Source organism: Pseudomonas siliginis (assembly GCF_024072275.1).
GTDB lineage: Bacteria > Pseudomonadota > Gammaproteobacteria > Pseudomonadales > Pseudomonadaceae > Aquipseudomonas > Aquipseudomonas siliginis.
The window spans coordinates 5,148,295-5,164,940 of the sequence record NZ_CP099598.1 but is presented as its reverse complement, the minus strand read 5'-3'; the positions used below and the strand labels follow the sequence as shown (position 1 = coordinate 5,164,940).

Sequence of the window (16,646 nt, the reverse complement as noted above, 5' to 3'; positions counted from 1 at the left end):
AATGCAAGTAATGCGTGGCTGGGCGACTCGATGCGCGCCGCTGGTTGGCCTGGTGGGCCTGCTGGGGAGCGTGCAGGAAGCGCTGGCCGGCGACTATGAAGGCTCGCCGCAGGTGGCCGAATTCGTCGGCGAAATGACCCGCGACTACGGTTTCGCCGGTGAACAACTGATGGGTGTGTTCCGCGAGGCGCAACGCAAGCAGTCGATTCTCGACGCCATCTCCAGACCCGCCGAACGGGTCAAGCAGTGGAATGAATATCGCCCGATGTTCATTACTGACGCGCGTATCGCCCGTGGTGTCGACTTCTGGCGTCAGCACGAGGCGACCCTGGCCCGTGCCGAGCAGGAATACGGCGTGCCGGCACAAGTGATCGTGTCGATCATCGGGGTCGAGACCTTTTTCGGACGTAATACCGGTAATTTCCGGGTGATCGACGCATTGTCGACCCTCGGCTTCGACTATCCTCCCCGTGCCGAATTTTTCCGCAAGGAACTGCGTGAGTTCCTGCTGCTGGCCCGTGAAGAGCAGGTCGACCCGCTGACCCTGAAAGGCTCGTACGCCGGGGCCATGGGCCTGCCGCAGTTCATGCCGAGCAGCTTTCGCGCCTACGCGGTGGATTTCGACGGTGATGGCCACATCAATATCTGGAACAATCCGGACGATGCCATTGGCAGCGTCGCCAGTTATTTCAAGCGCCACGGCTGGGTCGCCGGCGAACCGGTGGTCAGCCGTGCCGATGTACGCGGCGAGCAGGTTGATGAAGGCCTGACTACTGGTATCGAGCCGGTGAAGACGGTCGCAGAGTTGCGGGCGCTGGGCTGGTCAAGTCATGATGCGCTGCGCGATGATATGCCGGTTACCGCATTTCGCCTCGAAGGCGACAACGGCCCTGAATACTGGATGGGCCTGCAGAATTTCTACGCGATCACGCGTTATAACCGCAGCGTGATGTACGCCATGGCCGTACATCAACTGTCTGAACAGCTGGTACAAGCACGGGGCGTCAAGTAATGCAGGCATTGCCTAACAATAAACCCCTGAAGCTGGTGGCTTTCGCTGCGTTGGCAGTCCTGGTCGCCAGTTGCACGACCAGCCGTACGCCGACGCAGAAAACCCCGTCCACCGCTGTCCGCGCCCAACCGGGCCTGGACATCAACCGCGCGCACAAAGACGGCGCGCCGTGGTGGGATGTCGATGTTTCGCGCATCCCGGATGCGACACCGACCCTGCACACCGGCCCGTACAAGGCCAACCCGTACACCGTGCTGGGCAAGACCTATTTTCCGTTGCAGGAATCCAAGACCTACGTGGCTTCGGGCACGGCGTCCTGGTACGGCACCAAGTTCCATGGCCAGAACACCGCCAACGGCGAAGTGTATGACCTGTACGGCATGAGTGCCGCGCACAAGACCTTGCCGCTGCCAAGTTACGTCCGGGTGACCAACCTGGACAACAACAAGACCGTGATCCTGCGCGTCAACGACCGTGGGCCGTTCTACTCCGATCGCATCATCGACTTGTCTTATGCTGCGGCGAAGAAGCTCGGCTATGCCGAAACCGGCACCGCACGGGTCAAGGTCGAAGGCATCGATCCGCAGCAGTGGTGGGCGGCCAAGGGCCGTCCGGCGCCGCTGATGCTCAATGAGCCGCAAGTGGCGCAGAATAGCGCCCCGGTCATCACCGCGTCGGCCGGTACCGTCGAGCAATGGACGCCGCCGCCGCAGCAACACGCCGCGGCCGTGGTGCCCGTGCAGATCGATGCAAAAAAAAACGCTTCTGCACCAGCGTCTGGCCAGTATCTGCAGGTGGGCGCGTTCGCCAACCCGGACGCTGCCGAGCTGCTGAGGTCGAAGCTCAGCGGGATGGTGAGCGCGCCGGTGTTCATCAGCTCGATCGTGCGCAATCAGCAGACCCTGCACCGGGTACGCCTGGGGCCGATCGGCTCGCCGGGTGAGATCGCCCAGGTGCAGAACAGTGTGCGGCTGGCCAATCTGGGTTCGCCCAGCGTGGTCACCGAGTAACACGTAGACCTTGATTGACGGTTCACTTGCGGTATTCGGGGGGTGAACCAGGTTGTTGGCTCGTCGAAGAACAAAAGCCCGGCAAGGGTGACTGGAGTGAGCAACTGAACACGCGATGGCCCGTTAGAAGGCTGTCTGAATAAGTTTTGCCTTCGGGCAAGTTTCCATTAGCGATTTCGAGAGACGGATGAACATCACCACCTTTGCCAAACGCCTGTGTCTGCTAGTCCCGCTGCTCCTCTCGCCAGCCGCCTTCGCGGCCGAGATGATGCCGTCGCCACCACAACTGGCCGCCAAGGCCTATGTTCTGATGGACGCCAGCAGCGGCAACGTGCTGGTCGAGAACAACGGCGACCAGCGTCTGCCACCGGCCAGCCTGACCAAGCTGATGACCGCCTACATCGCGACCCTGGAAATCCGTCGCGGCCAGATCGGTGAAAACGATCCGGTGACCGTCAGCGAAAACGCCTGGCGCACCGGCGGTTCGCGGATGTTCATCAAGGTCGGTTCGCAGGTGACTGTCAGCGACCTGCTGCACGGCATCATCATCCAGTCCGGTAACGACGCCAGCGTCGCCCTGGCCGAGCACATCGCCGGCAGCGAAGACGCGTTCGCCGATCTGATGAACAAGACCGTCACCGAACTGGGCATGACCAATACCCACTTCATGAACCCGACCGGTCTGCCAAACCCTGAGCACTACTCGTCGGCGCACGACATGGCGATCCTGGCCCGTGCGATCATCCACGAAGACCCGGCTCACTATGCGATCTACTCGCAGAAAGAGTTCTTCTGGAACGGCATCAAGCAGCCTAACCGCAACCTGCTGCTGTGGCGCGACAAGACCGTTGACGGTCTGAAAACCGGCCACACCGATGAAGCCGGCTACTGCATGGTGTCCTCGGCTGTACGTGATGGCCAGCGCCTGATCGCCGTGGTGTTCGGTACCAACAGCGAAGTGGCTCGCGCCGCTGAAACCCAGAAGTTGCTGACCTATGGTTTCCGCTTCTTCGAAACCCAGACCTTCTACCAGAAGGGCACTGAACTGGCGCAGGCGCCGGTATGGAAAGGCACCACCAGCCAGGTCAAGGCCGGTCTGGCGCAAGACCTGACCATGACTCTGCCAAAAGGCCAGCTGAAGAAGCTCGCTGCCAGCATGACCATGAACCCGCAACTGGTTGCGCCAATCGCCAAGGGCGACGTGATCGGTAAAGTCGAAGTCAAACTGGAAGACAAGGTGGTGCACAGCGCTGACCTGATCGCTCTGGACGGCGTCGAGGAGGGTGGTATCTTCCGCCGCATGTGGGATAGCATCCGTCTATTCTTCTACGGCTTGTTCAACTGATTTTGTGTTGACCTGCATGGCCCCGCCCCGATCCGGTGCGGGGCCATGTGCGTTACCACGGCTTGCGCTATAGAGGCCGTTACGCCATGACCGATACCGAAGTAAAGGCGCCAAAGATCGAATTTCCCCAGACTGATTATCCGATCAAGGTGATCAGCGATACGGGTGTTGGCAACAAGGACAAGATCATCGCGATCGTCCTGAAACACGCGACCATCAATGATGAGCGCATCGAAGAGCGTCAAAGCAGCAACGGCAAATACACCACCATCCAGTTGCACATCGTCGCCACCGATCAGGATCAGCTGTACAACATCAACAGCGAACTGCGGGCTTCCGGCATCGTGCACATGGTGTTGTGATGCACGGCACGCTGGGCTTTCGCGAACTGGGCCAGATGCCTTACGAGCCGGTCTGGCATGCCATGCAGCGCTTTACCAACGAACGCGGCAGCGATGCCGCCGACGAAATCTGGCTCGTCGAACACCCGCCGGTGTTCACTCAGGGCCAGGCCGGCAAGGCCGAGCATCTATTGCTGCCGGGTGATATTCCGGTGGTGCAGGTCGATCGTGGCGGCCAAGTGACTTATCATGGCCCCGGGCAACTGGTGGCTTATCTGTTACTGGATGTGCGCAAGCTGGGTTTCGGCGTGCGTGATCTGGTCAGCCGCATGGAAGCCTGCCTCATCGAACTGCTGGCCAGCTACGGCGTTAGCGCCGCCGCCAAGCCAGATGCTCCCGGCGTGTACGTCGATGGAGCGAAAATCGCTTCTCTGGGTTTGCGCATTCGCCACGGTTGTTCCTTTCATGGCCTGGCCCTGAACGTGGATATGAACCTGGAACCGTTTCGACGGATTAATCCCTGCGGCTACGCCGGGCTGGCCATGACCCAGCTGAGCGATCACGCAGGATCGATTGAATTTGCCGAGGTAAGTGCCCGGCTGCGCGCGCAGCTCGTCAAACACCTCGACTATGCTGAGCAGACGACCCTTACGGGCGGAATCGACTGATATGACTACTGATGCAGTGCAAACCATGATCCCGACGCTCGACGTGACCGAGCGCCCGGCCCCGCGTCCCAAGGTTGAAGCCGGCGTCAAGCTGCGCGGCGCCGAGAAGGTTGCACGCATCCCGGTCAAGATCATCCCGACTACCGAACTGCCGAAGAAACCCGACTGGATCCGCGTGCGCATCCCGGTTTCGCCGGAAGTCGACCGCATCAAGAGCCTGCTGCGCAAGCACAAGCTGCACAGTGTCTGCGAAGAAGCGTCCTGCCCGAACCTCGGCGAATGCTTCTCCGGCGGCACCGCAACCTTCATGATCATGGGCGACATCTGCACCCGTCGTTGCCCGTTCTGCGACGTTGGCCACGGTCGTCCGAAGCCACTGGACGTCAACGAGCCGGAAAGCCTGGCCATCGCCATCGCCGACCTCAAGCTCAAGTACGTGGTGATCACTTCGGTGGACCGCGACGACCTGCGTGATGGCGGTGCCCAGCACTTCGCCGACTGCATCCGCGAAATCCGCAAATTGTCGCCGAACGTGCAGCTCGAGACCCTGGTCCCGGACTACCGTGGCCGCATGGACATCGCCCTGGAAATCACCGCCGCCGAGCCGCCGGATGTGTTCAACCACAACCTGGAAACCGTGCCGCGCCTGTACAAGGCTGCGCGTCCGGGTTCGGACTATCAGTGGTCGCTGACCCTGCTGCAACGCTTCAAGCAGATGATGCCGCATATCCCGACCAAATCGGGCCTGATGCTGGGTCTGGGCGAGACTGACGAGGAAGTCATCGAAGTCATGAAGCGCATGCGCGAACACGACATCGACATGCTGACCCTCGGTCAATACCTGCAACCGTCGCGCAGCCACTTGCCGGTGCAGCGTTTCGTGCACCCGGACACCTTCGCCTGGTTCGCCGAAGAAGGTTACAAGATGGGCTTCAAGAACGTTGCGTCTGGCCCGCTGGTACGTTCCTCGTACCACGCCGACGAGCAGGCGAAGCTGGTCAAGGCCGAGCTGCTGGGTTCCTGATTCACTGCTGATGTAAAAATGCCCGCCGAGGACGGTTCCTCGGCGGGCATTTTTTTGCCTGAGACAAGGGGCTTTTGTTTGCCTCTTGAGCTGTCTACTGTGTGTGCATGACTTTACCGCTGGAGCCCAAGGATGACCGTTCGACCGAGCCACACCCTCGTTGCCCACCGAGCCGTACCGGCGCTGCCCTCCGAAGGGACGATCGGCGTCATCGCGCCTGCCGGCCCCGGCGCCCTCGACACTGAAAAAGCGCTGCAATGGATGCGCGCGCGCGGCTATGGGCTGAAGGTGTTTCCCGGTGTCTATGAGAAGGACGGCTATCTGGCGGGCAGTGACGACGTACGCCTGCGCGATCTGCACGCGGCATTCGCTGATCCTGAAGTCGACGCGATCATTTGCCTGCGCGGCGGCTACGGCACGCCGCGCCTGCTGGACCGAATCGATTACGACCTGCTCAGCCGGCACGCCAAACCCTTTATCGGCTACAGCGATATCACCGCGCTGCACCTGGCCATCAGTCGCTACGCCGGATTTGTGACCTTTCACGGGCCGCTGCTCAATGCCGACCTGCTGGGCGACAAGGAACCGCCTACCGTCACCTCATTCTTCGCCATGCTGCGCGGGCAAATGAAGTCAGGGAGTGTGCTGAGCCATCCGGCGGCTTATCCATTATCAACCGTCGAACCGGGCATCGCTCACGGGCGGCTGCTTGGCGGCAATCTGGCGATGATTGCTGCAACCCTCGGCACGCCCTACGAGATTGATGTCGAAGGGCTGATTCTGTTTATCGAAGACATCAACGAGCCGCTGTATCGGATTGATCGGTTGCTGACCCAGATGCGTCTGGCCGGCAAGCTGGCCAGACTGCGCGGTGTGCTGGTCGGTGATATCGCCGGAGTGGAGGTCAACGCGCTGAATCGCCTGCTCAAGCAAACCTTTGAGCCGTTGCGAATTCCGGTGCTGTCGGGTTGGCGCAGTGGCCATTGCGACCCGAACCTGACACTGCCGTTGGGCGCGCTGGTGCGCCTGGATGCAGGGAAGCAGGAGTTGCTGCTGGAGCAGGATGTGGTAATCAAGGCTGAAACGGTTATTGCCTGACAGTCAGTATTCGCGAGCAGGCTCGCTCCCACATTGGAATACGGTCAACTGTGGGAGCGAGCCTGCTCGCGAAAGCGATACCCGCCATACGGCAGTCTTTCTATTGGGCGCGCAGGCTCTCAAGCAACTTGTGCGTCGGATAACCATCCGCCGGCCAGCCCAGCGCCTGCTGGGCACTGCGAATGGCCTTGCGCGTATTGGCGCCGATAATCCCGTCCGCCGTGCCGGCGTCATAATTACGCGCGCTCAATAGCGTCTGCAGTTCGATGCGCTCGGTGCGGCTCAGCGGCAGATCATCTTTCGGCCAGTCGCCATTGATCAGGCCCGCGCCTTCAAAGCGCTCGGACAACAGGCTCACCGCCAGCGCATACGACGACGAATTGTTGTACTTGAGGATCGCCCGGAAGTTGTCGAGGATCAGGAACGCCGGGCCGCGATAACCGGCCGGCAGCAGCAGGGCGGCGGACAGTTGTTCGGAACCGGCTGGCACCTGCGCGCCATTGGGCAGGTTCACGCCCAGTTGCCGCCATTCGGCGACGCTTTTGCGAATCGCGCCATCGGCCAGCGTGTAGTTGAAACCGCTCGGCAATTGCACTTCGAAACCCCACGGCTGGCCGCGTTGCCAGCCCGAGCTTTGCAGGTAATGCGCGGTCGAGGCCAGCGCATCGGCCGGGCTGCCCCAGATGTCGCGGCGACCGTCACCGTCAAAGTCCACGGCGTGGGTGTTGTAAGTGGTCGGAATGAACTGGGTCTGGCCCATCGCGCCGGCCCAGGAGCCGAGCATTTTCTCCGGGGTGATATCGCCCTGTTGCAGAATCTGCAGCGCGGCAATCAATTGCGCGTGAGCAAAGCCCGGACGACGCCCCTCGTAGGCGAGAGTGGCCAACGAGTTGATCACCGACTTGCTGCCCTGAAACTGACCGAAATTGCTTTCCATGCCCCACACCGACACCAGTGCCTGGCGATCAACGCCATAGCGCTGCTCGATGCTTTGCAGAATGTCGGCGTACTGGTTGATCAACGCCTGGCCCTTGCGTACGCGCAGCGGTGACAGTGCGCCGTCGAGGTATTCCCACACCGGCCGAGAAAACTCCGGCTGACTGCGGTCGGCGCGAATCACGCTGGCATCGAAGCTGATATTGGCAAATGCCTGATCGAACAGCTCGGGGCGAATCCCGGCGGCGAGGGCGTCCTTGCGGAAACCCGCCTGCCATTCGGCAAAGGTCTGGGTCGGTTGAATATCGAGCGGGTCGGCGGACGGCACTACCGGCGGAATGATCGCTGGGGCCGTGGTGACCGGGGCGGCTTGAAGCGGTTGTGCATCGGCGGCGGTGGGTTTTTCCGCGCAGGCGACAAGCAGGATGAAGCTGGAGGCAGCGATCAATTGGCGCACGGGCCAACGACGGGAAAGACTTGTGGGCATGCACAGTTCCAGGGGAAACGAATCAGGTGCAGACCTTAACATGAGCGAGGGGTAGTGCGCTTCAGGCAGCCAGAAAGTAAAAAGCCTCCCGGTTGTCAGACCGGAAGGCTTCGCGGCGGTAGCTGCCTTTGCCCTTGGCTGGTCGTTCCTGGCGGCTGCGGAACAAGGGCTGGGCGACGATGGATTTGGCCTTGTTGGGGCCATGCTTTGCTGGCTTTTTGCTCATGAGGGTTCTCTCGGCGTGGTGGGTTTTGCGCCGGGAATAATCTGCCGATGTGGCGCATCTGTCCAGTAGCTAATGCGTAGGAATATTCTGGCGCTTTCGCGAGCAGGCTCGCTCCCACATTGGTACGCGGTCAGCTGTGGGAGCGAGCCTGCTCGCGAATGGACGCTACGCGGTCGACTGCCTTATTCGGCAGGCAAAGACAATCGCTGGCCAGCCATCAACAGCGCCAACCGACTCAGGCTCATCCACGGTGAACCCGCCGCCTGGCCCTTGATCTGCGCATCGATGCGCTGCGCTTCGAGCAGCAACTGTGCCCAGCGTTGCGCCGAGTAACGTTGCAGCGCCTTGCTCATCAGCGGCTTGCGCTTGTCCCAGACCGGCGGTTTCGACTGGCTGAAGCATTTGTCCAGTGGCGTGCCCTGGCTGTATTGCAGGGAGATGTTGGCCAGCAGGCGCAACTCCCGCGCCAATGCCCAGAGGATCACCGGCGGTTCGACGCCTTCACCGCGCAGGCCTTCAAGCATGCGCAACGCGTGCGCCGGTTCGCCGTTGAGTACCGCGTCGGTCAGGCCGAACACGTCAAACCGGGCACTGTCGGCCACGGCGGCCTGCACGGTTTCGACGGTGATCTGCCCACCTTCGGCCATCAACTTGAGCTTTTCGATTTCCTGTGCGGCGGCGAGCAGGTTGCCTTCGACACGCGCGGCAATCAATTCGACGGCGTCCTGACTGGCCGACAGACCTGCCTGGGACAGGCGCTGACGAATCCAGCTCGGCAGTTGATTGGCATCCACCGGCCAGATCTGCACAAACTGGGTCTGTTGGCCTTCGACCAGCGCCTTGCCCCACTTGGTTTTCTGCGCGCTGCCATCGAGCTTCGGCAAGCTGATCAGCAGAACCGTGTCTTCCGCAGGACGCGAGCAGTATTCGATCAGCGCGGCGGCGCCTTTATCGCCAGGCTTACCGGACGGCAGGCGCAGTTCCAACAGGCGTTTTTCGGCGAACAGCGACATGCTTGCGCCGGCCTGCAGCAACGTACCCCAATCGAAATTGGCGTCGGCGGCGAAGACCTGACGTTCGTCGAAACCTTGCTGGCGAGCAGCGGTGCGGATGGCGTCGGCGGCTTCCTGACACAGCAACGGATCATCGCCGCTGATGATGTAGACCGGCGCAAGTGCGCCTTGCAGGTGTTTGCCGAGTTGCGCGGGAGCGAGCTTCATAAGGAAGGGCGAGCGGGGCGCCTGAGCGCCCCGGCCGTCTTACTGCTGCGGGATTTCGAGCGGCGACTGACGCGGAGTTTCCGCCTCAGCCTTCTGCGCCGCTTCCAGCGCATCGGCTTCAGCCTTGGCGCGGTCGTTGGCGGTTTGCTGCAGTTGCTGCAACTGGCCCGGGGTCAGCTGCGACAGGCGCAGCATCATGCGTTGCACCAGCTCGCGACGGATTTCATGACGGGCGTCGTTGGCTTCCTGATCGGAGCCGACGAGGTTGTTGCCGTCGTGAATGAACACCTTCTGCACTTCGAGCTTGTCGCTGATCAGCGACAGGTCTTTCTCGCCGCGGATGTCATAGCTCAGCACAGTGTTGACCTGATACTCGCCTGTGCGCCCGGCACCGGCATAGCTGAGGATGCGCTGGCTTTCCTGCTCGTCAGCCAGATACAGCTTGTACGGCGCGCCGCTGTAAACCTTGACGCCGCTGGACTCCAGCGTCTGACGCAGCTGTCTTACGGTTTCGCCATAAGCGTTACGCGCGCTCAGGTCGATTTCCTTGATCGACAGTTCGTTGGTGCCGGTACCACGCAACTGGAAACCGCAGGCGCTCAGCAGAACGGCGAGGCCCATCACCAGCAGATTGCGTTTGATCATTGTGTTGCTCCCCTTGAAACCAGGTGAGCCGACTCTGCGGCCCGAAAGGTTTTACTGGGTGCCAGGCGAGCCCGGCACCCGATCCAATTTAGCTGGCGACGATGTTGACCAGTTTGCCCGGCACCACGATCACTTTGCGAATGGTCAGGCCATCGACGAAACGCAGCACGTTCTCGTTGATGCGCGCGGCGGCTTCGATCTCTTCGCGAGTGGCACTGGCCGGCATTTCGATCTGCCCGCGCAGCTTGCCGTTGACCTGAATGACCAGGGTCAGGTTGTCCTGCACCAAGGCACTTTCGTCCACGGCCGGCCAGCCTGCATCGATCACCGCATCGGCGTGACCCAACTGCTTCCACAGTTCATGGCTGATGTGCGGAGTGATCGGCGCCAGCAGCAGGGTCACCGCTTCCAGGCCTTCGTGCAGCAGCGCGCGGTCCTGTTCGGTGCCTTGGGCGGCTTTTTCCAGCACGTTCATCAGCGTCATCACCTGAGCAATGGCGGTGTTGAATTTGTGGTTCTGGCCGACGTCATGGCTGGCCTGCTTGATCGCCAGGTGAATCGCACGACGCACGGTTTTCTGCTCGTCGCTCAGCGCGGCGATATCCAGTTTGCCCGGCAAACCCTGGGTGACGTGGGCTTGCGCCAGACGCCAGACGCGCTTGAGGAAGCGGTGCGAACCTTCAACGCCGGAATCGGACCATTCCGCGCTCATGTCAGGCGGCGAAGCGAACATCATGAACAGACGGCAGGTGTCGGCACCGAACTGGTCGATCATCGACTGCGGGTCGACGCCGTTGTTCTTCGACTTGGCCATCTTCTCGGTACCGCCGATTTCCACCGGCAGGCCGTCGGATTTCAGCTTGGCGCTGATCACCTTGGCTTTGCTGTCACGCTCCAGTTCCACGTCCGCCGGGTTGAACCAGGTGTAGGCGCCATTGGCTTCGCGACGATAGTAAGTCTCGGCGATCACCATGCCTTGGGTCAGCAGGTTCTTGAACGGCTCGTTGGAGCTGACCAGACCTTCGTCACGCATCAGCTTGTGGAAGAAGCGCGCGTAAAGCAGGTGGAGAATGGCGTGTTCGATACCACCGATGTACTGATCCACCGGCAGCCAGTGATCGGCTGCGGATTTCTCCACCAGGCCACCTTCAAAGTGCGGCGAGGCGTAGCGGGCGTAGTACCACGACGACTCGACGAAGGTATCCATCGTGTCGGTTTCGCGCTTGGCCGGCGCGCCGCATTTCGGGCAGCTGCATTCGTAGAACTCGGGCATGCGCGCCAGCGGCGAACCGGCGCCGTCCGGCACCACGTCTTCCGGCAGAACGACAGGCAGTTGATCTTCCGGCACCGGCACGTCGCCGCACGCGGCGCAATGGATGATCGGGATCGGGCAGCCCCAGTATCGCTGGCGGCTGATGCCCCAGTCGCGCAGGCGGAACTGGGTGCGCGAGGCGCCCAGTTGTTTCTTGATCAGGGCCACTTCCATGGCGTCGAACGCGCCGGCGAAGTCCAGGCCGTCGAACTCGCCGGAGTTGATCAGCGTGCCGTGCTCGCCATAGGCGTCCTGCCACGGCGCCGGGTTGGTGTCACCGGAGCTGGTGCGCACCACCGATTTCACCGGCAGGTTGTATTTGTGAGCGAATTCGAAATCGCGCTCGTCGTGCGCCGGAACCGCCATGACCGCGCCGTCGCCGTAGTGCATCAGCACGTAGTTGGCGACCCATACCGGGAGCTTTTCGCCGGTCAGCGGGTGCTCGACGAACAGGCCGGTCGGCAGGCCTTTCTTTTCCTGGGTGGCGACGTCTGCTTCGGCAACGCTGCCGCCCTTGCATTCAGCGATGAACGCTTGCAGCTCGGGATTGTTCTGCGCGGCCAGGGTGGCCAGCGGGTGCTCGGCAGCGACGGCGACGTAGGTCGCGCCCATCAGGGTGTCCGGACGGGTGGTGAAGACTTTCAGGGTGCCGGCTTCGCCGATCGAATCGACGTTGTACGGGAACTGCACTTCCATGCCACGGGACTTGCCGATCCAGTTGCGCTGCATGGTCTTGACCTGTTCAGGCCAGCCAGTCAGTTCGTCGAGACTTTCCAGCAGCTCGTCGGCGTAAGCGGTGATCTTGAAGTAGTACATCGGGATTTCGCGCTTTTCGATCAGCGCCCCGGAGCGCCAGCCACGGCCGTCGATGACTTGCTCGTTGGCCAGAACGGTCTGGTCGACCGGGTCCCAGTTCACGGTGCCGTTCTTGCGGTAGATCACGCCTTTTTCGAACAGGCGCGTGAACAGCCATTGTTCCCAGCGGTAGTAGTCCGGCTTGCAGGTGGTCACTTCACGGGACCAGTCCACCGCGAGGCCGAGGCTGCGCAGCTGCGACTTCATGTAGGCGATGTTCTCGTAGGTCCACTTGGCGGGCGCTACGTTGTTTTTCATTGCGGCGTTTTCCGCCGGCATGCCGAACGCATCCCAACCCATTGGCTGCAGAACATTCTTGCCCTGCATGCGCTGGTAGCGCGAGATCACATCGCCAATGGTGTAGTTGCGCACGTGGCCCATGTGCAGCTTGCCGCTGGGGTAAGGGAACATCGACAGGCAGTAGTAGGTTTCCTTGCCTGGCTGTTCACTGACTTCAAAGGACTTTTGCTCATCCCAGAACGACTGGGCGGCGGCTTCGATCTCACGTGGCTGATATTGTTCGTGCATGGCTACTTTTGTACTGGATAGGGGTGGCCTAATCCTCTTCGACGGCAGCATCCGGGATGGCCCGGGTGCGCTGGAAGTGGAATGACAGGAAGCGCCGTAGCATACATGACCGCGCTTGGCCGAGGGAAACCCTGATTACAGCTGTTTGCCCGACCTTTTGGACGACGAGGGCCGTTGGTCGCGGCGTGTAGCCGGTTCGTGCAGCGAAGCTAAGCTCTAATTGGGGAGTGAGTCTTATCTTCAATGAGGTGAGGGATGGTGGAGCAACGGAAAAAGAACGTAACGAAACCCGAGTTGTACGAAAGGTTGATCGATCGTCTGGGCATGGCGCTGGACGCCGTGAAAACCGCTGACCGGCTGCGCGACGAGCGCCCCCTGGAACTGGAATTGCGTGGCTTGAGCCCCGCCGAGTTCAAACTGGTCAAGGCCTATCTGGATCGCAGTGAACGTGAAACGCAGGGATGCCTGTCTCAAGCAGTGAAGCAGCTCGATGCAGCACATTCGGCCAAGGTCATCTGGCTCAAGGACAAGGCGCCGCGCAGAGACACCGGCAAGGTGCGCTCTGTACAGGCCAAGTAAGCGCATGGCAGGTCATGAAACGGATCTTTTGCAACCGGATCCGGCCTACTGGTTGTAACTCGTAATCAACACTCTTAGGCTTCGGGCATCTTTGGAGATGCCCGATGCCCTTTCGCTATTTCATCAAACAACTTTTATTGCCGCCCGGCATTCTTTTGCTGCTGTTGCTGGTCGCCTGGTGGCTGCGCCGCTCGCGGCCACGCCTGGCTGGCGTGTGTTTTGCCGTCGGTTTTGGTGGCCTGCTGCTGATGAGCCTGCCGGTGGTCGTGCAGTGGAGCGCCAAGGCGCTGGAGCGTGAGCCGCCGCTGGCGCGGTCAGAGTGGACGACCCTGGCGCAACGTGCCGATGCGATTGTGGTGCTGGGCTCGGGACGCGAGCGCGGTGACATCGCCTGGGGCGAAGACCAGCCGACCGGCATCGGACTGGAGCGGCAGCGTTACGCGGCGCGCCTGGCCAAGGCCTCGGGCCTGCCGATTCTGACCAGCGGTGGCCTGCACTACGGCACGCCCCCGACCGAAGCGAAGTTGATGGCAGATTCGTTGCGTGATGATTTCGCCGTGACGGTGCGCTGGCAGGAAGGCGAGAGTCGTACCACATGGGAGAACGCGAAGATGACGGCAGATATCCTCTTGCCGCAGGGGATCAAGCGGGTCGTCGTGGTGACGCAGGCGTGGCACATGCCGCGCGCGGTGTGGAGCTTTGAGCAGGCGGGTTTCGAGGTGGTGCCGGCGCCAGTGGGTTTCCTCGGTACCGATAACGCCCGGCCGTTTGGCGGCTGGTTGCCGGAATTCAAGTCGATCTGGCAGAGCGGGCAATTGCTCAATGAAGCGGTGGGGCAGGTGGGGTATTCGTTGTTTTACCGCTGAAGATCATTGTGGCGAGGGGATTTATCCCCGATGGGGCGCGTAGCGGCCCTTCTCTTACCTTCAGAAGAGGGGACTGCTGCGCACTCCAGCGGGGATAGATCCCCTTGTCACATTTCTCAGAGGGTCTTCGACATCCGGCTGGCCATCAGCGCCCAGCCAAACAGCAGCAGGCACAACGCGATCAACGGCCACGAGCGCCATTGCAGATACGGCGTCAGATCGTGCATCGGTACCACTTCGCCGTACAGCACGCCTTGTTCGAACTGCGGAATCTGTTCGGTGATCTGCCCGAACGGGTTGATCAGGCCGGTGACGCCATTGTTGGTCGCGCGGATCATCCAGCGTCCGGCCTCCAGCGCGCGCATCTGCGCCATCTGTAAATGCTGCAGCGGGCCGATCGACGTGCCGAACCAGGTGTCGTTGCTGATCGTCAGCAGCAGGTCGCTGCGTGCCGACAGCCCGGCGGCGAATTCCGGATAGACCACCTCGTAGCAGATGAACGGTGCAATCTGGTAACCCTTGGCTTGCAAGAGCGCTTGATCCGACGGGCCGCGAGCGAAGTCCGACATCGGCAGGTCGAAGAACGCGATCAAGCCGCGCAACACGTCCTGCAACGGCACGTACTCGCCGAACGGCACCAGTTTCTGCTTCAGGTAAGTGCCGTCGCCTTCGCCGACCACGGTGATGCCGTTGAAGAAGCGCCGCTCGTGATGCACGGTCTGGCGGATCGGCACGCCGGTGATCAACGCTGATTTACGCTCGGCGGCGAAGTTGCCCATCATCGTCAGGTAGCCCTCGGCGGACTCCTTCAACACCGGCACGGCGGTTTCCGGCCAGATCAGCAGATCGACCGGTTTGGAGCGGAAGCTCAGATCACGGTACAGCGCCAGTTGCGCGTTGAGTTCGGCCGGGTCCCATTTCATGCTTTGCGCGACATTGCCCTGAATCGCGGCGACCGTCAGCGGTGCGCCGGACGGGCTGGTCCACGCGTGGCCCTTGAGGGCAATGCCCGCCACCCAAGGCCCCGCCAGAAGTACCACACCGGCCGCGATGAAACCCTTGCGGCGCGCCTGCAACAAGCGCGACGCGTTGTAGATCAGCGCTGCGGTAAGTGCCAGGACAAACGACACCAGCCACATGCCGCCCACCGGCGCGAGCCCGGCCAGCGGGCCGTCGAGCTGGCTATAACCGGAATACAGCCACGGGAAACCGGTAAGGAACCAGCCACGAAACGCTTCCTGGCCGACCCACAGCGCTGCAAAGGCCAAGGCATCCGCCAGCGGTGCTTCGTTACGCCGCAACCAGCGCGCCCACAGCCACGCGGGCAGGGCGAAGAACCAGGCAATCGCCGCGGTGAACAGCAGCATCAGGAACCCGGCGAGCAACACCGAAGCGCCGCCGAAATGATGAATGCTGTAATAGATCCAACTGGTGCCGGCACCGAACAGGCCGAAGCCGAAGCACCAGCCACGGCCCAGCGCCTGACGCGGGCTCAGCTCACGCAAACCGGCATAGAACAGACCAACCGCCAGCAATGCCAACGGCCAGATGTCGAATGGTGCGAGAGCGAAGGTGGTAATTGCACCGGCCGCCACGGCCAGCAGGTTACCGGGCCAGCCGGGGCGGGTTGTCCAGCGCATTTCAGTCCTTAGAATTAACGAGCGATAGGCGTCAGTCGCAGCAAGTGAATCCGACGGCTGTCGGCGTTCAGGATGCGGAAACGATAAGCGCCGATTTCAGTGGTTTCGTTGCGTTTTGGCAAGTGCCCGAACGCGCTCATCACCAGGCCGCCGACGGTGTCGAACTCGTCGTCGGAGAACTCGCTGTCGAAGAACTCATTGAAGTTCTCGATCGGCGTCAGCGCCTTGATCAGGAAATCACCGCTGGGCAGCGGCTTGATGTAGCTATCTTCTTCGACGTCGTGCTCGTCCTCGATGTCGCCGACGATCTGCTCGAGCACGTCTTCGATTGTCACCAGACCGGCCACACCGCCGTATTCGTCGATGACGATGGCCATGTGGTTGTGGTTGGCGCGAAACTCACGCAGCAACACGTTCAGACGCTTGGACTCCGGCACGAAGGTGGCCGGGCGCAGCAGGTCCTTGATGTTGAAGCTGTCGCCGTTCTCCTTGAGGATCAGCGGCAGCAGATCCTTGGCCAGCAGCACGCCCATCACGTCGTCATGGCTTTCGCCGATGACCGGATAGCGCGAGTGGGCCGAGTCGACCACGGCGGGGAGGAATTCGCGGGGTGTCTGGGTCGCCTTGATGCTGACCATCTGCGAGCGCGGCACCATGATGTCGCGCACTTGCAGGTCAGCCACCTGGATGGCGCCTTCGACGATGGCCAGCGCTTCGCTGTCCAGCAGTTTGTTCTGATGTGCATCACGCAGCAGCTCGAGGAGCTCCTGACGGTTCTTCGGCTCGTGGGCAAAAGCCTGGGTCAGCTTACCCAGCCATGACTTCTGCCCGTTGCTCGATCGATCTTCGCTCAT

General features: G+C 61.5%; 16 protein-coding genes. 9 read left to right on the top strand and 7 right to left on the bottom strand.

Annotated features, from left to right (window positions below):
• The first annotated feature begins 1 nt into the window (after position 1).
• The 7 genes from mltB to NF676_RS23690 all read left to right on the top strand — a co-directional run bounded on the left by mltB (position 2) and on the right by NF676_RS23690 (position 6,498).
• Positions 2 to 1,012, top strand: coding sequence for a lytic murein transglycosylase B (gene mltB, locus NF676_RS23720; RefSeq protein WP_041477722.1), 1,011 nt, complete (start codon positions 2 to 4; stop codon positions 1,010 to 1,012).
• Complete coding sequence (locus tag NF676_RS23715) at positions 1,012 to 2,022, top strand: septal ring lytic transglycosylase RlpA family protein (protein WP_016773027.1); 1,011 nt, start codon at positions 1,012 to 1,014, stop codon at positions 2,020 to 2,022. The genes mltB and NF676_RS23715 overlap by 1 nt, the downstream gene beginning before the upstream one ends.
• A 187-nt stretch (positions 2,023 to 2,209) precedes the next feature.
• Complete coding sequence (locus tag NF676_RS23710; protein WP_016773028.1) at positions 2,210 to 3,367, top strand: D-alanyl-D-alanine carboxypeptidase family protein; 1,158 nt, start codon at positions 2,210 to 2,212, stop codon at positions 3,365 to 3,367.
• Positions 3,368 to 3,453: 86 nt separating this feature from the next.
• Entirely contained in the window at positions 3,454 to 3,729 is a 276-nt protein-coding gene (locus tag NF676_RS23705; protein ID WP_252886849.1) for a DUF493 domain-containing protein, read from the top strand.
• A complete protein-coding gene (lipB, locus tag NF676_RS23700; RefSeq protein ID WP_095181901.1) occupies positions 3,729 to 4,376 on the top strand; it encodes a lipoyl(octanoyl) transferase LipB in 648 nt (215 codons plus the stop codon). The genes NF676_RS23705 and lipB overlap by 1 nt, the downstream gene beginning before the upstream one ends.
• 25 nt (positions 4,377 to 4,401) lie before the next feature.
• Positions 4,402 to 5,400: a lipoyl synthase gene (lipA, locus tag NF676_RS23695; RefSeq protein ID WP_160768663.1), complete on the top strand. Its 999-nt coding sequence runs from the start codon at positions 4,402 to 4,404 to the stop codon at positions 5,398 to 5,400.
• A gap of 132 nt (positions 5,401 to 5,532) precedes the next feature.
• Positions 5,533 to 6,498, top strand: coding sequence for a S66 peptidase family protein (locus NF676_RS23690; protein WP_252886848.1), 966 nt, complete (start codon positions 5,533 to 5,535; stop codon positions 6,496 to 6,498).
• Between the two features lie 100 nt (positions 6,499 to 6,598).
• Here NF676_RS23690 and NF676_RS23685 read toward each other — a convergent pair whose 3' ends face one another.
• The 5 genes from NF676_RS23685 to leuS form a co-directional block, all read right to left on the bottom strand.
• Positions 6,599 to 7,921, bottom strand: coding sequence for a lytic murein transglycosylase (locus NF676_RS23685; protein ID WP_252886847.1), 1,323 nt, complete (start codon positions 7,919 to 7,921; stop codon positions 6,599 to 6,601).
• Positions 7,922 to 7,982: 61 nt separating this feature from the next.
• Positions 7,983 to 8,147, bottom strand: coding sequence for an alternative ribosome rescue factor ArfA (gene arfA, locus NF676_RS23680; RefSeq protein WP_016773035.1), 165 nt, complete (start codon positions 8,145 to 8,147; stop codon positions 7,983 to 7,985).
• Positions 8,148 to 8,329: 182 nt separating this feature from the next.
• On the bottom strand, positions 8,330 to 9,367 hold the full coding sequence (holA, locus tag NF676_RS23675) for a DNA polymerase III subunit delta (RefSeq protein WP_041477726.1): 1,038 nt from the start codon (positions 9,365 to 9,367) through the stop codon (positions 8,330 to 8,332).
• 39 nt (positions 9,368 to 9,406) lie between these two features.
• Positions 9,407 to 10,012, bottom strand: a complete 606-nt coding sequence (locus NF676_RS23670) for an LPS-assembly lipoprotein LptE (RefSeq protein WP_252868342.1) — start codon at positions 10,010 to 10,012, stop codon at positions 9,407 to 9,409.
• 88 nt (positions 10,013 to 10,100) lie between these two features.
• A complete protein-coding gene (gene leuS, locus NF676_RS23665) occupies positions 10,101 to 12,707 on the bottom strand; it encodes a leucine--tRNA ligase (protein ID WP_041477728.1) in 2,607 nt (868 codons plus the stop codon).
• A 255-nt stretch (positions 12,708 to 12,962) separates the two neighbouring features.
• On the opposite strand from leuS, the gene NF676_RS23660 reads away from it, so the two are divergent.
• The gene (locus NF676_RS23660) at positions 12,963 to 13,286 is read left to right on the top strand and encodes a hypothetical protein (RefSeq protein WP_024014441.1); all 324 of its coding nucleotides are present in this window, start codon (positions 12,963 to 12,965) and stop codon (positions 13,284 to 13,286) included.
• A gap of 104 nt (positions 13,287 to 13,390) precedes the next feature.
• Positions 13,391 to 14,152, top strand: a complete 762-nt coding sequence (locus NF676_RS23655) for a YdcF family protein (RefSeq protein ID WP_150742306.1) — start codon at positions 13,391 to 13,393, stop codon at positions 14,150 to 14,152.
• A 116-nt stretch (positions 14,153 to 14,268) separates the two neighbouring features.
• Here NF676_RS23655 and lnt read toward each other — a convergent pair whose 3' ends face one another.
• The gene (lnt, locus tag NF676_RS23650) at positions 14,269 to 15,792 is read right to left on the bottom strand and encodes an apolipoprotein N-acyltransferase (RefSeq protein WP_122750928.1); all 1,524 of its coding nucleotides are present in this window, start codon (positions 15,790 to 15,792) and stop codon (positions 14,269 to 14,271) included.
• 14 nt (positions 15,793 to 15,806) lie between these two features.
• On the bottom strand, positions 15,807 to 16,646 hold the full coding sequence (locus NF676_RS23645; RefSeq protein WP_024014438.1) for a CorC family transporter: 840 nt from the start codon (positions 16,644 to 16,646) through the stop codon (positions 15,807 to 15,809).

What these genes read in the sequence shown, in the direction of transcription:
- NF676_RS23685 (WP_252886847.1), bottom strand. Translation starts at nt 7,921, where the DNA reads ATGCCCACAAGTCTTTCCCGTCGTTGGCCCGTGCGCCAATTGATCGCT.
- lipA (WP_160768663.1), top strand. Translation starts at nt 4,402, where the DNA reads ATGATCCCGACGCTCGACGTGACCGAGCGCCCGGCCCCGCGTCCCAAG.
- NF676_RS23710 (WP_016773028.1), top strand. Translation starts at nt 2,210, where the DNA reads ATGAACATCACCACCTTTGCCAAACGCCTGTGTCTGCTAGTCCCGCTG.
- lipB (WP_095181901.1), top strand. Translation starts at nt 3,729, where the DNA reads ATGCACGGCACGCTGGGCTTTCGCGAACTGGGCCAGATGCCTTACGAG.
- holA (WP_041477726.1), bottom strand. Translation starts at nt 9,367, where the DNA reads ATGAAGCTCGCTCCCGCGCAACTCGGCAAACACCTGCAAGGCGCACTT.
- NF676_RS23655 (WP_150742306.1), top strand. Translation starts at nt 13,391, where the DNA reads ATGCCCTTTCGCTATTTCATCAAACAACTTTTATTGCCGCCCGGCATT.
- NF676_RS23660 (WP_024014441.1), top strand. Translation starts at nt 12,963, where the DNA reads ATGGTGGAGCAACGGAAAAAGAACGTAACGAAACCCGAGTTGTACGAA.
- NF676_RS23645 (WP_024014438.1), bottom strand. Translation starts at nt 16,646, where the DNA reads ATGAGCGAAGATCGATCGAGCAACGGGCAGAAGTCATGGCTGGGTAAG.
- leuS (WP_041477728.1), bottom strand. Translation starts at nt 12,707, where the DNA reads ATGCACGAACAATATCAGCCACGTGAGATCGAAGCCGCCGCCCAGTCG.
- mltB (WP_041477722.1), top strand. Translation starts at nt 2, where the DNA reads ATGCAAGTAATGCGTGGCTGGGCGACTCGATGCGCGCCGCTGGTTGGC.
- NF676_RS23690 (WP_252886848.1), top strand. Translation starts at nt 5,533, where the DNA reads ATGACCGTTCGACCGAGCCACACCCTCGTTGCCCACCGAGCCGTACCG.
- arfA (WP_016773035.1), bottom strand. Translation starts at nt 8,147, where the DNA reads ATGAGCAAAAAGCCAGCAAAGCATGGCCCCAACAAGGCCAAATCCATC.
- NF676_RS23715 (WP_016773027.1), top strand. Translation starts at nt 1,012, where the DNA reads ATGCAGGCATTGCCTAACAATAAACCCCTGAAGCTGGTGGCTTTCGCT.
- NF676_RS23670 (WP_252868342.1), bottom strand. Translation starts at nt 10,012, where the DNA reads ATGATCAAACGCAATCTGCTGGTGATGGGCCTCGCCGTTCTGCTGAGC.
- NF676_RS23705 (WP_252886849.1), top strand. Translation starts at nt 3,454, where the DNA reads ATGACCGATACCGAAGTAAAGGCGCCAAAGATCGAATTTCCCCAGACT.
- lnt (WP_122750928.1), bottom strand. Translation starts at nt 15,792, where the DNA reads ATGCGCTGGACAACCCGCCCCGGCTGGCCCGGTAACCTGCTGGCCGTG.